The organism is Staphylococcus sp. HL28, assembly GCF_021117155.1.
In the GTDB taxonomy this organism is placed as follows: domain Bacteria; phylum Bacillota; class Bacilli; order Staphylococcales; family Staphylococcaceae; genus Staphylococcus; species Staphylococcus warneri.
In genome coordinates this window covers 1139404-1154708 of record NZ_CP088218.1, presented here as the reverse complement: position 1 = coordinate 1154708, position 15305 = coordinate 1139404, and the positions used below count along the sequence as shown (strand labels likewise).

Below are 15305 nucleotides of genomic sequence, written 5' to 3'. Positions count from 1 at the left end.
GTTTTTGTGAAACAAAATAAATTACTATATATATGTAAGTTTGGTATTGATTCATATATTACTTAAATGTTAAAAATGTTCTAAGTACCATGAAACCAACATTTTGGCCTTTTAAATTATTTTGAAAATTAAATTGAATACAAAGTTTTCATTTGGTTATCATGTTTGATTATAAATTACTAATTATCTCGGAGTGTATTTTAACACTTTTTTAATAAATAAATTGTATAAAAAGCAATTTAAGTGCATAATATAATTATCTAAAAGTAAGGGAGAGGTCTTATGGCTGATAATCTACAAAGAGAATTGAGCAATCGCCATGTGCAATTAATTGCCATTGGAGGCGCTATTGGGACAGGATTATTCCTGGGTGCTGGACAAACGATTGCCATGACGGGTCCCTCAATACTACTCACGTACATCTTTATTGGATTCATGCTATTTATGTTTATGCGTGGATTAGGCGAAATTATTATTCAAAACACAAATTTCAAATCATTTGCGGACGTAACTAATACATATATAGGTCCATTTGCAGGATTTGTTACTGGTTGGACATATTGGTTGTGTTGGATTATTACTGGTATGGCAGAAGTTACTGCAGTTGCTAAATATGTTAGTTTCTGGTTCCCACATATACCTAACTGGATTAGCGCATTATTCTGTGTACTTATTTTAATGTCATTTAACTTATTAAGTGCTAAGTTATTTGGAGAATTAGAATTTTGGTTCTCGATTGTTAAAATTGTAACCATTATAGGTTTAATTGTCGTCGGCGCTATTATGATTTTATTTGCATACAAAACACAATTTGGACATGCAAGTTTAACTAATTTATACAATCACGGTATTTTCCCTAAAGGTGCGTCAGGTTTCTTCATGTCATTCCAAATGGCAGTGTTCTCGTTCGTCGGTATTGAAATGATTGGTGTAACAGCTGGCGAAACGAAAGATCCTGAATCAACTATACCTAAAGCAATCAATAGCGTACCGATTCGTATATTAATCTTTTACGTCGGTGCCCTAGCAGTAATTATGTCTATCATTCCTTGGGATAAAGTCGACCCAGATAATAGTCCGTTTGTAAAATTATTTACACTTATTGGTATTCCATTTGCAGCTGGTTTAATCAACTTCGTTGTATTAACTGCTGCAGCATCATCATGTAATAGTGGTATTTTCTCAAACAGTAGAATGTTGTTCGGATTATCTGATAATAAACAGGCACCACCTGCATTTAGCAAGACAAACAAAAACGGTGTGCCACATGTAGCAATTATTGGATCTTCTGCATTACTATTAATTGCAGCATTATTGAATTACATTTTCCCAGATGCAACATTGGTGTTCACATATGTAACAACATTATCTACTGTATTGTTCCTAATCGTATGGGCATTAATTATCATAGCTTATATTAATTACAGTAGTAAAAATCCAGAATTACACAAGGCGTCTACATATAAATTACCTGGTGGTAAATATATGGGCTACGTCATCTTATTATTCTTTATCTTAGTATTTGGTTTACTATTTGTTAATGAAACAACTAGACGCGCAATTTATTTAACACCTTTATGGTTTGTGTTACTAGGATTTATGTATTGGAGATATAAAAAAGCAAGTACAGAATCTAAATAACCTTTAACTAAAAATAAGTAAATAATTAGCCAGTAAATGATTTATCATCAAATCATTTACTGGCTTTTATTTTTTTATCAAACTTACTTGCTATTCATATTTCTAACTTAGCCTCACAAAATATTTATCATAATACGTTAACTGAACGCACAACAAATTAGTGAAATAGCAAAATCACCACTTCCAAACAATTATATTTGGAAGTGGTGACTCTAATTTCATCATCAATCTATTTAATTAATATGTTATTGATTAAAGTACGTTAGCATATCCTTCGAATACTTTACCATTTGCTGCATCTACAGTTACTAACATATCATCTTTGATTTCTTTAGTAGCATTTTCAACACCAACAACTGTTGGAATACCTTTTTCTAAACCAACAATAGCACTTGGTGATGTAATACCATTTTCTTCAGTAATTAAACCAATAGCTTGATCTACGTAAGGTACTAATGTTTCATCTACTGAGTTAGTAACGATGATTTTATCACTTAGGTCAACGCCTTCTAAATCACTCGCAGAATGAGCGACAACAGCAGTACCTACTACTGAACCACGACCTACACCTTGACCTTTAGCAATTTCGTCCCCAACTAAGTGGATTTTCATCATATTTGTTGTACCTTTTTCACCTGTTGGTACACCTGCAGTAATGATAATTAAATCACCATTTTGAACTCTTTCAGTTTCAACTGCAGTTGCTACTGCATTATTTAATAATGCATCAGTGTTTTTACGTCCTTCTTTAACTACTGGATAAACACCCCAAACAATAGCACATTGACGTGCAGTTTTTTCACTTGGTGTTACAGCAATAATGTCTGAATGTGGACGATATTTAGAAATTGTACGTGCTGTTGAACCACTTTCTGTTGCTGCTACAATAGCTTTAACATTTAAGTTTAGAGCAGTATGTGCCACTGAGATACCAATAGCATTCACTAAAGATGTTTCAACTAATTTAGTTCTGTCAGATAATAATTTTTTATAATCTTGAGCTGCTTCAGCAGATACTGCAATATTTCTCATTGTTTTAACTGCTTCTTCAGGATATAAACCAGCAGCTGTTTCACCAGATAACATTACTGCATCTGTACCATCATAGATTGCGTTCGCCACGTCGCTCGCTTCTGCACGAGTTGCACGTGGATTACGTTGCATAGAATCAAGCATTTGTGTAGCTGTGATAACTGGTTTACCTAATTTATTACATTTTCTAATTAAGTCTTTTTGAACCATTGGCACTTTTTCTGGTGGGATTTCAACACCCATATCACCACGTGCTACCATTAAGCCATCAGATACTTCAAGAATTTCTTCGATATTATCGATACCTTCTTGGTTTTCAATTTTAGGGAAGATAGTAATATTTGCTTTTTCTTGTTCTAAGATTTCACGAATATCTAAAACGTCACTTGGACGACGAACGAAGCTTGCTGCGATGAAATCTACATCTTCTTTGATACCAAATCTAATGTCGTCTGCATCTTTGTCAGTGATACCTGGTAAGTTTACTTTTACGCCTGGTAAGTTAACACCTTTTTTATTTTTTAATTCACCACTATTTAAGATGTCACATTTAACTTCACCTTTATCATGGTCAATGTCTTTAACTTGTAATTCAACTAAACCATCATCTAATAAAATATATGAACCTACTTGAACATCGTTAATTAAGTTGTCGTAAGTTACAGAGAATTTCTCTGGAGTACCTTCAACTTCTGTCATGCTTACAATAACTTCATTACCTTTTTCTAATTCGATAATGCCATCTTTCATGTTATGTGTACGAATTTCTGGTCCTTTTGTATCTAAAAGGATCGCTACTGTTTTATTTAAACGTTTAGCAACTTTACGAATTGTATCAATTCTACCTTTATGTTCTTCATGACTTCCGTGTGAAAAGTTCAAACGTGCCACGTTCATACCAGCATTCATTAATTTTTCAAGCATTTCTTCTGATTCTGAAGCTGGTCCAATAGTACATACAATTTTAGTCTTTCTCATTTTAAAATCCTCCTGAAATTTATATAGATAACTCTTTAGCTAGTTGATAAATTTGTTGATCAAACTTATGACTTGAATGACCAAATATTTCATCGAATGGTGTCGCTGTTAACTGGTTGTGTTTAATACCAACACCTTTGGCAGTTTCACCTTTCTTTAATAATTCAACGGCATGACCACCTAATCTTGAAGCTAAAACACGGTCAGCTCCTGAAGGGCTACCTCCACGTTGAATGTGTCCTAATACTGATACTCTTGTATCAATATTAATATATTTACTTAATTCATCAGCACATTCTTGACCGCTCATACATCCTTCAGCAACCATAACGATTGAATGTTTTTTACCACGTTTGATACCTTGCTCAATTTTTTCAGCTACTTCTTTGATATCTGTATCAACTTCTGGTACGACAATCGTTTCAGCACCTACAGATAAGCCTGCCCATAGTGCTAAGTCACCACAGTCACGACCCATTACTTCAACGATAAATGTTCTTGCATGACTTGATGCTGTATCACGAATTTTATCGACTGAATCAATAATCGTATTAAGTGCTGTGTCGAATCCAATCGTAAAGTCAGTACCGTTAATATCATTATCAATTGTACCAGGGATACCTATGGTTTGTATTTCTTTACACTCTTCACTTATACGTTGAGCGCCACGGTAACTGCCATCCCCGCCAATTACTACTAATCCCTCAATTTCTCTTTTACGTAGATTGTTAATAGCAACTTTACGTACTTCTTCTTCTTTAAATTCAGGACATCTTGCTGAGAATAAGAATGTCCCACCACGTTGGATAGTATCTCCAACTGATCCTAATTCAAGTTTATGAATATCATCTTCTACTAATCCTTGATAACCGTGATATACACCATAAACTTCAATATTATTGTAAATTGCTGTACGTACAACTGCTCTAACGGCAGCATTCATCCCCGGTGAATCTCCACCGCTAGTCAAAACTGCAATTTTCTTCATGACGACATACCTTTCTATAACTAGATTTATCTTCAACTCTAAATTACCACAAATTTTTTACTACTTCCATCAAAAGAAAGGACTTATATTGATGTAAACGTTTTTAATTATGACTTTTATTTTAACGATAATAAAAATAGAGTAATAGTCTATAAAATGACTACTACTCTATACCTCTTTATTCTACAAAAGAGCCAATATTTCTAAATTTATTAAAGCGATCTTCAGCTAATTGTTCTTTATCAAGTTGTTCTAATTCATTTAAATGAGAAACAAACGCATCTTTAATTGATTGTGCTTGCACTTCCATTTCTTTATGTGCACCGCCAAGTGGCTCATTAATCACATCATCTATTACATTTAATTCATGTAAGTCGTGCGCTGTGATTTTCATTGTTTCTGCAGCAATTTTAGCTAAATTACTATCTTTCCACAATAATGCTGCTGCACCTTCTGGAGAAATAACAGAATATGTACTGTTTTCAAGCATTAATACTCTGTTAGCAATACCGATACCAAGGGCACCACCACTACCACCTTCACCAATAACGACTGCAATGACAGGCACTTTTAATGAAGCCATTTCTATTAAATTAGTAGCTATAGATTCACTTTGACCTCTTTCTTCTGCTGCTTTGCCAGGGTATGCACCTTTCGTATCAATAAATGTGAATATTGGTCGATTAAACTTTTCGGCCTGTTTCATTAGTCTTAAAGCTTTTCGGTATCCTTCTGGATGAGCCATACCAAAATTGCGATATATATTGTCTTTAGTATCTTTACCACGTTGTTGTCCAACAACAGTAACTGCTTTACCGTTTAAATAACCAATACCACCAATCATAGCTGGATCATCTCTAAAGTTACGGTCTCCATGTAATTCTATAAACGAATCAAATATCATAGGAATATAATCTAATGATGTTGGTCTTTCTGGTAATCTGGCTATTTGTACTCTATCCCACGGTTTTAAATTTGTATAAACTTTTTTTGTTTCACGTTCTAAAGAAGCTTCAAGCATATCGATTTCTTCTTGTAAATCAACATCATTCTTTTCTTGAGATTCTTTTAACGAATCAATTTTCTTTCTAATTTCAAAAAGTGGCTTTTCAAAATCAAGCATTAGCTTTTCACCTCTTGATGTAGATTTAGTATATTGGCAAGTGTTGTTCTCATATCTTTACGATGTATCACTTTATCGAGTTGACCATGTTCTAATAAAAATTCAGCAGTTTGGAAATCCTCTGGTAATTTTTCATTAATAGTTTGTTCAATGACACGTCGTCCAGCAAAACCAATTAATGCTTTGGGTTCACTTAAATTAATATCACCAACTGATGCAAAACTTGCAGACACGCCACCAGTTGTGGGATTCGTGATATATGAAATATATAATAATCCTGCGTCAGAATGTCTTTTTAATGACACACTTGTTTTACCCATTTGCATTAATGAAATAATACCTTCTTGCATACGAGCGCCACCACTAGCAGAGAATAAAATAAACGGCAAACGATGCTCAGTACAATAATCAATAATACGACAAATTTTTTCACCGACAACTGATCCCATACTACCCATTCTAAATCGTGCATCCATTACTGCTACACCGTATTCAATACCTTCTAATTTAGCAGTGCCAGTCACAACTGCTTCATTTAGATCTGTCTTTTTCTGATCCTTTTCAATCTTTTCAATGTATCCAGGAAAATCTAAAGGATTAGCAGATGTCATGCCTTTATCAAATTCATTAAATGTACCTTCATCAGAAATCGCTTCGATTCTTTTATACGCAGATAATGAAATATGATGGTCACAATTAAAGCATACATTTAGGTTCTCATCTAATTCTTTGGTATACATGATCTTTTTGCATTTAGGGCATTTAGTCATGATTCCTGCTGGTACATCGTTTTGTTTAGAATCTTGAACTGTTAGATATTTCTTTTTCTTTGTTCGATTAAAAAAATCTTTAAACATAGGGAAACCTCCAAAAACCTCTGACCTTAATAAGGATTAAATTTATACTCATGAAGCATTTATAATTATGTATAGTGATAAAGTACTATAACGACATTTGTAACCTACACGTTATAAATGTCGTTATATTTAAACTTCATCCAAATATAATATTCTATATCAATATATTTATCAATATTATTTTAAGTCTGTTAATTTCATTGTTTTATCATACACATCTTGTGGATCTACTTCAATTCGAGCTACACCTGATTCCATAGCTGCTTTAGCAACTTCACGAGCTACTGATGGTGCAACACGTTTATCAAATGGTCCAGGGATACAATAATTCGGCTCTAATTCTTTACTATCGATTAAGTCTGCAATCGCTTCTACTGCAGCTTTTTTCATTTCTTCATTAATATGGGTTGCTTCAGTATCCAATGCACCTCTAAATATACCTGGGAAAGCTAGTACATTATTAATTTGGTTTGGATAATCCGAGCGTCCAGTTCCAACAACTTTAGCACCAGCGTCTTTAGCATCGTTCGGATTGATTTCAGGATTAGGATTCGCCATTGCAAAAATAATTGGATCTTTGGCCATGCTCTCTACCATTTCTTTAGAAAGTAAGTCTGCAATAGATACACCTATAAATACGTCAGCATCTTTAATGACTTCGCTAAGCTCGCCTTCAGTTTTATTTTTGTTTGTCCATTTAGCGACATATTCTTTCGTATCATTCATGCCATAGCTTCTGCCTTCAAATATAGCACCTCTTGAATCACACATAACCATATTTCTAACACCATAAGAATATAGTAATTTCACAATAGCTATTCCTGCTGCACCTGCACCATTTAGAACAACTTTGATATCTGATAAATCTTTATCAACGATTCTAAGTGCATTGATTAATCCTGCCATTGTTACTATTGCTGTTCCATGTTGATCATCATGGAAAACCGGAATATTTGTTTCTTTTTTCAATCGTTCTTCTATTTCAAAACAACGTGGTGCTGAGATATCCTCTAAGTTTATACCGCCGTAATTTGGTTGGATTAATTTAACTGTTTTAATAATTTCCTCAGTATCTGTTGTATCAAGTGCAATAGGCACACCATTCACACCAGCAAAACTTTTGAATAATACGGCTTTACCTTCCATAACAGGAATACTAGCTTCTGGACCAATGTTCCCTAAACCTAATACTGCTGTTCCATCAGTAACTACCGCAACTGTATTACCTTTAATTGTATAGTCATATACTTTTCTTTCATCTTCATGAATTTCTTTACACGGTTCAGCAACACCTGGTGAATAGGCTAAGCTTAATTCTTCTTTGTTAGTAACTTTAACATTAGGTGTTACTTCTAATTTACCTTGGTTTTCTTTATGCATTTCTAGTGCTTCGTCTCTTAAAGACATCAAAAATCAACCCCTATTTATTTAGTTATAAGAATTAGATGATGCTAGTTTTCATTCGGTTATTATTATAATACGTTTTCACATTCAAATAATAATGAATTGCTTACCTATAGGTTGTAGAGTGAATTAAAACTAGCAATGATTTAATTATCAGTCACTACTTTTATAATTATTTTTTCTGCTGATCATTCATATTTTATCATTAATCGATGAATAAGATAATGCCATTTACAAACAAATAGAACAAAAAACAATTATAAAAATAAACTGATGATTAATATATAAATCATCAGTTTACTATATCACAATTCAATACTAGATAAAAGTTATACAAAACGGATATCACTTGGTTTAAATAACTTAACTAAATCAGATAAAAAAGATGAATTTTTCTTAATGTAACCTAATTTTGACATCTCTTTTGTTTGCTCATTGAATGATAAAACTTCAATGGATTGATTTGTATTTTCCTGATCTAAATATTGATAGAACCCTTCAACTTGATCAACTTTTCTAACAATAATTTGTTTAGTTTGGTTCAATTTCAAAGATTCAAATGCTTCTTCTGTATAAATATCATTGATAATCAACTGCGTTTTTCCATTTCGTTTATCAAATTTTCCTTGAACAACATAAATTTGTTCTTCAGATATATCAAGTTCATATTTTTTAAATTGATTTGGAAATATGACGCCATCCAGTAAATGTATACCATCATTCAAGGTTACGAATGCCATATTTTGACCATTTTTAGTTCTAATTCGTTTAATTTGATCAAACTGGACTAAGATAGGCTGATAGTTTTTAGCATTACTCAATTTGTATATCGTTAAATATTGTTTCTTGTTAAATTCTTTCTCTACGGGGTGCTTAGAGATATAAAATCCTAAGTATTCTTTTTCATATTCACTTATTAATTGGTCAGGTAATTCTTCTTTTTCTTCATAAGATTGTTTTGGTGTGAAGAAATCGAATAACATATCATCTTGTTCTATATCAGTTACTTGATCAATCACTTGGTCAATTGAATGCAATAAAGTAGCTCGATTTTTACCTAATATATCAAAGGCACCTACTAAAATTAATGATTCTAATAATTTTCGAGTTTTTACTCTTTTAGGTAAACGTCTTGCAAAATCAAAGAAATCTTTAAAGTCACCATTTTGATATCTCTCGTCTACAATTAGTTTCACACTTTGATATCCCACACCTTTAATAGCACCTAATGATAAATAGATACCATCGTTAGTTGCTTTATAGAACCAATGACTTTCGTTTATGTTTGGTGGAAGTATCGTGATGCTCTGATGTTTTGCCTCATCAATCATCGCAGCCGTTTTTTTCTCACTACCAATAACATTACTTAATATATTAGCGTAAAAATAATTAGGATAATGAACTTTTAAATAACTCATGATATAAGCGATTTTTGAATAACTAACTGCATGTGCTCTAGGAAAACCATAGTCAGCAAATTTTAATATTAAATCAAAAATTTGTTTACTCATATATTCGTCGTAACCATTTTGTTTAGCACCATCAACAAAGTGCTGTCTTTCACTTTCAAGTACAGCCCTATTCTTTTTACTCATTGCACGTCTTAATATATCTGCCTCCCCATAACTAAAGTTAGCGAATTGACTAGCGATTTGCATAATTTGCTCTTGATAAATAATAACGCCATAGGTATTTTTCAATATAGGAGCTAAGTCTTTATGTAGATATTCTACTTTAGATGGGTCATGTCTACGTGTAATATAGGTTGGAATTTCTTCCATAGGCCCAGGTCGATATAACGAAGTAACAGCAACGATGTCTTCAAAATGTTCAGGCTTTAACTTTTTCAATACACTGCGTACGCCATCTGACTCTAATTGGAAAATACCAGTCGTATCTCCTTGAGACAACAATTCAAAAACTTTTGGATCGTCAAAAGGTATACGTTCTATTTCAATGTTGATATTCAAATCCTTTTTAACTTGATTGATAATTTGATGAATGATGGATAGATTTCTTAAACCTAAAAAGTCAATTTTTAATAAACCAATGCGTTCAGCTTCAGTCATTGTCCATTGTGTTAGCAATCCTGTATCTCCTAAAGTCAAAGGTGCATATTCATATAAAGCATGATCATTAATAATAATACCCGCAGCGTGCGTTGACGTGTGTCTAGGTAGCCCTTCTAACTTTTTACATATTTCAAACCATCGTTCATGACGATAATTGCGATGGACAAATTGTTTAAAATCATCATTCTGATAAGCTTCTTCTAAAGTGATTCCTAATTTATGTGGGATTAATTTAGAAATTTCATTTAGCGTTATTTCATCAAATCCCATAATGCGTCCCACATCACGTGCAACAGCTCTTGCAAGTAAATGACCAAACGTTACAATTCCTGAAACATGTAATTGACCATATTTTTCTTGAACATATTGAATCACTTTTTCACGTCGTGTATCTTCAAAATCAATATCGATATCAGGCATTGTTACTCGTTCGGGATTTAAAAAACGTTCGAAAAGTAAATTAAATCTTATAGGATCTATTGTTGTAATGCCAAGTAGATAACTTACCAGTGATCCTGCCGAAGATCCACGTCCAGGTCCAACCATCACATCATGTGTTTTAGCATAATGAATTAAATCACTTACGATTAAGAAATAATCTTCAAATCCCATATTTGTGATAATGTCATACTCATGTTTTAATCTTTCCCAATATTCTGTTTGATTCAAATTTAAATGGTTTAACTGATCTTCAAGTTTTTGCCATAAGTATATTTTAGAAGTTTCACCATTAGGCGTTTGGAACTGAGGTAATAAGGATTGATGATAATTTAACTCTGCGGTACATATTTGTGCAATTTTGTCAGTATTAAATATTAATTCGTCACTACATTCCAAATTCCGAAGTTCACTTTTATTAAATACATGTTCATGGTAATCTTCTTGTTCAGCTACTAGATCCAATTTACTATTTTCCTTAATGGCTTGAAGTGCTGAAATCGTATCGGCATCTTCATTATTTAAGTACCGCATGGTGTTCAACCAAACAAACGCTCTTTGATTAACTGCTATACAATCCTGGTTAAGATAGACATGTTCTTTATCATTAAAAGCATCAATAAATTGTAAATGATGTTCTTCGGCACTTTTAAATATGATGACGAGATGATTTGCATAACGTTTCAACCACTCAATTGAAATGTCTTCTTTTTCTTTCATTTTAATCGCTGATGATAATTGATATAAATCTTTTAAGCCCTCATTATTTTGTGCCAATAGGACAGTCTCCAATTGATACAACCCATCAGTTAAATAGACAGTCATACCAAAAACGGGGTGTATCCCCGCTTCTAAACATGCATCATAAAATTTGGGATAGCCATACAAAACATTTGTATCTGTGATTGCAAGGTGTTCAATGCCTTCGTTCTTAGCTTTTTTAACGACATCCGATATTCTTAAACTTGAATTTAATAAATCGTATGACGTATGAATATTTAAATATGCAACCATGTTTGTATGACTCCTTTCTGTCTTTTATTTATTGAAGTTTTTGACGTAAAGCTTGTGCTAATGAATCAAATTCTTCCCAACTATATACTGAGACACCTGATGCATTAGGATGACCGCCACCACCAAAATCATTTGCTATATCATTAATGATATATTGCCCTTTAGATCGTAAACGGCAACGAATTTGATCCCCTTCGTCTACACCAAACATCCAGATTTTAAGTCCTTGAATATCTGCTACCGTATTTACAAATTGAGACGCTTCATTTGCTTTAATTTTGTATTGCTCTAATACGTCTTTAGTAATTTTGACTTGGCAGTAACCATCATTATGCAATTCGAAATTTTGTAATACATAACCTTGAAATGGCATTAATCGAGGGTCCTTTTCGGACATTTTATTGAGCTCAGCATTATGATTAAATGGGAAACCAAGTAATTTTCCTGCAATTTCCATTGTATGTTGTGTTGTATTACCGAATAAGAAGCGGCCAGTATCTCCTACAATACCTAAATATAGTACACGTGCGACATCTTCATTAATGATACTTTCATCATTGAAATGTGAAATCATATCATAAATGATCTCACTGGTAGATGAAGCATCTGTATTAACTAAATTAATGTCACCGTATTGATCTACTGCTGGGTGATGGTCAATCTTCAATACTTTCTTTCCTAAAGTGAACCTTTGGTCATCCACACGCGGCGCATTCGCAGTATCACATACAATTACAAGTGCTTCTTTATAAACATTGTCTTCAACGTGGTCAAGTGTCCCTATAAAATTAAGAGACGCTTCTTCATCCCCCACTGCATATATATGTTTATCAGGAAATTTAAGTTGTAAATAGTATTTCAATCCTAATTGTGACCCATATGCATCTGGGTCTGGTCTTACATGTCGATGAATAATTATTGTTTCATTTGATTCAATCTCTTTCATTATATCGTTCATTAGTGTTTCCATTTTATTAACTCCTCTAGTTTTTCTTTAATTAGTATCCCTCAAACATTTGACATATAACTGATGCAATCGCTACTTTTTCATTCTGACAGTACATCGTCACTTCTAATTTCGCAAAGTATCTCCCTACATCGAGCATTTCATATTTAACATCAATACCCGTTTCAATCGGCACTGTTTTCAAGTAAATGATATTTAAGCTTTCTATCATCACATTACCCTTTTTATATTTTCTCATCTCATGGCGTAAAGTTTCTTCAATGATTCCTACAAATACTGCTTTACTTAAAGTACCATAATGATTCGTTAATAATGGAGATACATCAGTTTGAATACCATCATGATTAATAGTTATATGTTTGGCAATTTGATCATTAATCGTTTCACCAATTTGTGGTTGTCTCCCTAGTAATTGCATAGATTTCAATACATCTTGTCTATTGATAACACCGACTGCTTTTTTATTATTATCGGTAACTGGTAGTAGTTCAATACCTTCCCAAATTAATAAATGTGCACAACTTGCGACAGTGTTTGACAATTTAACACTAATTGGATGTTTAGTCATAACATCTTCAATCATATCATTGTCGTTCATATTAATAATTTCTCTACTGGTTACTATACCTACTAACTTGTAATCTTTATTCACAACAGGAAAACGTGTATGACCCGTTTCATTCGCGATTTGTTTATAATCATCCAAAGTCATCGTGTTTAATAATACAGAAAGTTCGTTTATTGGTTTGACAATATCTTCTACAACTAAAATTTCTTTGCGGATTTTTTGATTGAACATGGCACGGTTAATGATATTTGCAACTAAGAACGTATCATAGCTAGATGACAATACTGGTAAGTCATGATCATCAGCATACTGAATGACTTCTTTTGTCGGTTGAAACCCACCTGTAATTAAAATGGCTGTACCACGTTTCAATACTTCGAGTTGTACATTTCTTCTATTTCCTATAATTAATAAAGTTTGTGGTCCAATATATCTTAAGATATCACTTAATTCCATAGCACCAATGGCAAAGTTTGATACTGTTTTATTGACGCCATTCTTTCCGGCAATAATTTGGCCTTCAACAATATTGGCAATTTCATTAAATGTTAAATTATCTATTTCATCTCGATTTCGTTTTTCAATCCTAACGGTTCCCACTCTATCAATGGTTGTAACTAATCCAAGCTGCCCCGCATCCTTAATTGCTCTATAAGCTGTACCTTCAGAAACAGCTAAATCTTTGGCGATTTTTCTAACTGAAATTTTTGAACCAATTGCTAATGATTCAATATGTTTTAAAATTTGTTCATGTTTAGTCATTACGTTACCTCTTCTTAGAACAATGTTATGCCTATTATAACTTTTTAATGAAAAAAAATCATTGACGCACACTCCTAAATAATGAAAAGCCTTATATTAAATTTACAACTTTTGTAAAATGATAATTTTATTAAAAAACCTTTTAATTTAAATGGAAATATCCATCTTTTTTTATTAGAATGGAAGTGAGGAGGGGTGGACTTATGTATAAAAAGATTTTACTAGGTGTAGACACTCAATTAAAAAATGAAAAAGCTTTAGAAGAAGTATCTAAACTTGCTGCAGATGACGCGGTAGTCACTATTTTAAATGCCATAAATGAACAAGATGCTCAAGCGTCTATCAAAGCTGGTGTTCATTTAGACAAAATTACCGAAGAACGTGGTAAACGTTTAGAAAAAACACGTAACATTTTAGAAAGCTATGGTATTGATTACGATCAAATTATCGTTCGCGGTAATGCTAAAGAAGAATTACTCAAACATGCGAATAGCGGTAAATACGAAATCGTAGTTTTAAGTAACCGCAAAGCTGAAGAAAAGAAAAAATTCGTTCTTGGTAGCGTAAGTCACAAAGTTGCTAAACGAGCAACTATCCCTGTGCTTATCGTAAAATAACCTCTTTCTTAACTCATTTACACTAGTTATCTATAAAGACTTACACGTCTTTAATGGATAATTAGTGTTTTTTTATTTGCTGAAAAATAAGAGCGAGACCGGAAATAACATTTAACTAAAATTTATTTCCGTCCCGCTCCAACAAGATTGACTAGAATTGAACCTCTTGTCCTGGCTCTAATATTTGAACTTCCCCTACTTTAACTGCATCTTTAAATTGCTCTGGATCTTGTTCAATTAATGGGAAAGTATTGTAATGAACTGGTACTGAAATACTAGGCTTGATGAATTCATTTATAGCATAAGCTGCATCATCTATGCCCATTGTGAAATTATCACCAATTGGGATAAAACATACATCTACAGGATGTCGTTTAGCTATTAATTCCATATCGCTAAATAAACCTGTATCTCCTGTATGATAAATTGTTTTACCTTCTGCTTCAATTACCACACCCATTGGCATACCTAAATATACAGGAATACCATTTTCATGTGTATAACTTGAACTATGGAAACCTTGTACGTATTTAACACTACCGAAATCTAATTCAGCTTTACCACCAATGTTCATACCTCTAACGTTTTCTACACCATGATAAGTGCTTAAATATCCAGCAATTTCTGCACTACCGATTACTGTAGCGTGATTTCTATTGGCTAGTTCTACTACATCGCCAAAGTGGTCCTCATGACCATGAGTTAAAATAATATAATCTACATCTAATCTTTGTTCATCTAAATCACATTTATCATTTCCTGAAATAAATGGATCTACAATGACTTTTTTACCGTTTCCTTCAAAATAAATGGTTGATTGACCATGAAATGAAAGTTTCATTAT

At 32.9% G+C, this 15305-nt stretch carries 11 protein-coding genes; 2 read left to right on the top strand and 9 right to left on the bottom strand.

Annotated elements, in window-relative coordinates; all coding sequences use genetic code 11:
* The first annotated feature begins 282 nt into the window (after positions 1 to 282).
* On the top strand, positions 283 to 1641 hold the full coding sequence (locus tag LPC11_RS05650) for an amino acid permease (RefSeq protein WP_023372864.1): 1359 nt from the start codon (positions 283 to 285) through the stop codon (positions 1639 to 1641).
* Between the two features lie 252 nt (positions 1642 to 1893).
* On the opposite strand, the gene pyk is transcribed toward LPC11_RS05650, so the two are convergent.
* From pyk to LPC11_RS05610, 8 genes are all read right to left on the bottom strand, one after another.
* A complete protein-coding gene (pyk, locus tag LPC11_RS05645) occupies positions 1894 to 3651 on the bottom strand; it encodes a pyruvate kinase (protein ID WP_023372866.1) in 1758 nt (585 codons plus the stop codon).
* A gap of 19 nt (positions 3652 to 3670) precedes the next feature.
* Positions 3671 to 4639, bottom strand: coding sequence for a 6-phosphofructokinase (gene pfkA / locus LPC11_RS05640; protein WP_002452215.1), 969 nt, complete (start codon positions 4637 to 4639; stop codon positions 3671 to 3673).
* A gap of 178 nt (positions 4640 to 4817) precedes the next feature.
* Complete coding sequence (locus LPC11_RS05635; protein ID WP_023372870.1) at positions 4818 to 5762, bottom strand: acetyl-CoA carboxylase carboxyltransferase subunit alpha; 945 nt, start codon at positions 5760 to 5762, stop codon at positions 4818 to 4820.
* The gene (accD, locus tag LPC11_RS05630) at positions 5762 to 6619 is read right to left on the bottom strand and encodes an acetyl-CoA carboxylase, carboxyltransferase subunit beta (protein ID WP_023372872.1); all 858 of its coding nucleotides are present in this window, start codon (positions 6617 to 6619) and stop codon (positions 5762 to 5764) included. Before accD ends, LPC11_RS05635 begins: the two co-directional genes overlap by 1 nt.
* A gap of 177 nt (positions 6620 to 6796) precedes the next feature.
* Complete coding sequence (locus tag LPC11_RS05625; protein WP_231307380.1) at positions 6797 to 8026, bottom strand: NADP-dependent malic enzyme; 1230 nt, start codon at positions 8024 to 8026, stop codon at positions 6797 to 6799.
* 326 nt (positions 8027 to 8352) lie between these two features.
* On the bottom strand, positions 8353 to 11547 hold the full coding sequence (locus LPC11_RS05620; protein WP_231307379.1) for a DNA polymerase III subunit alpha: 3195 nt from the start codon (positions 11545 to 11547) through the stop codon (positions 8353 to 8355).
* Positions 11548 to 11575: 28 nt separating this feature from the next.
* Positions 11576 to 12517 (bottom strand): DHH family phosphoesterase, encoded by a 942-nt coding sequence (locus tag LPC11_RS05615; protein WP_023372878.1) that lies wholly within the window; start codon positions 12515 to 12517, stop codon positions 11576 to 11578.
* A gap of 28 nt (positions 12518 to 12545) precedes the next feature.
* Positions 12546 to 13844, bottom strand: coding sequence for a DRTGG domain-containing protein (locus LPC11_RS05610; protein ID WP_023372880.1), 1299 nt, complete (start codon positions 13842 to 13844; stop codon positions 12546 to 12548).
* A gap of 203 nt (positions 13845 to 14047) precedes the next feature.
* On the opposite strand from LPC11_RS05610, the gene LPC11_RS05605 reads away from it, so the two are divergent.
* On the top strand, positions 14048 to 14461 hold the full coding sequence (locus LPC11_RS05605) for a universal stress protein (protein ID WP_023372882.1): 414 nt from the start codon (positions 14048 to 14050) through the stop codon (positions 14459 to 14461).
* Between the two features lie 151 nt (positions 14462 to 14612).
* Here the strand turns inward: LPC11_RS05605 and LPC11_RS05600 are convergent, their stop codons facing one another.
* Entirely contained in the window at positions 14613 to 15302 is a 690-nt protein-coding gene (locus LPC11_RS05600; protein ID WP_023372884.1) for a metal-dependent hydrolase, read from the bottom strand.
* Positions 15303 to 15305: the final 3 nt, after the last annotated feature.

Excerpts from the sequence above, each read along its gene's own strand:
- LPC11_RS05650 (WP_023372864.1), top strand. The coding sequence starts at position 283 with ATGGCTGATAATCTACAAAGAGAATTGAGCAATCGCCATGTGCAATTA.
- pyk (WP_023372866.1), bottom strand. The coding sequence starts at position 3,651 with ATGAGAAAGACTAAAATTGTATGTACTATTGGACCAGCTTCAGAATCA.
- pfkA (WP_002452215.1), bottom strand. The coding sequence starts at position 4,639 with ATGAAGAAAATTGCAGTTTTGACTAGCGGTGGAGATTCACCGGGGATG.
- LPC11_RS05635 (WP_023372870.1), bottom strand. The coding sequence starts at position 5,762 with ATGCTTGATTTTGAAAAGCCACTTTTTGAAATTAGAAAGAAAATTGAT.
- accD (WP_023372872.1), bottom strand. The coding sequence starts at position 6,619 with ATGTTTAAAGATTTTTTTAATCGAACAAAGAAAAAGAAATATCTAACA.
- LPC11_RS05625 (WP_231307380.1), bottom strand. The coding sequence starts at position 8,026 with ATGTCTTTAAGAGACGAAGCACTAGAAATGCATAAAGAAAACCAAGGT.
- LPC11_RS05620 (WP_231307379.1), bottom strand. The coding sequence starts at position 11,547 with ATGGTTGCATATTTAAATATTCATACGTCATACGATTTATTAAATTCA.
- LPC11_RS05615 (WP_023372878.1), bottom strand. The coding sequence starts at position 12,517 with ATGGAAACACTAATGAACGATATAATGAAAGAGATTGAATCAAATGAA.
- LPC11_RS05610 (WP_023372880.1), bottom strand. The coding sequence starts at position 13,844 with ATGACTAAACATGAACAAATTTTAAAACATATTGAATCATTAGCAATT.
- LPC11_RS05605 (WP_023372882.1), top strand. The coding sequence starts at position 14,048 with ATGTATAAAAAGATTTTACTAGGTGTAGACACTCAATTAAAAAATGAA.
- LPC11_RS05600 (WP_023372884.1), bottom strand. The coding sequence starts at position 15,302 with ATGAAACTTTCATTTCATGGTCAATCAACCATTTATTTTGAAGGAAAC.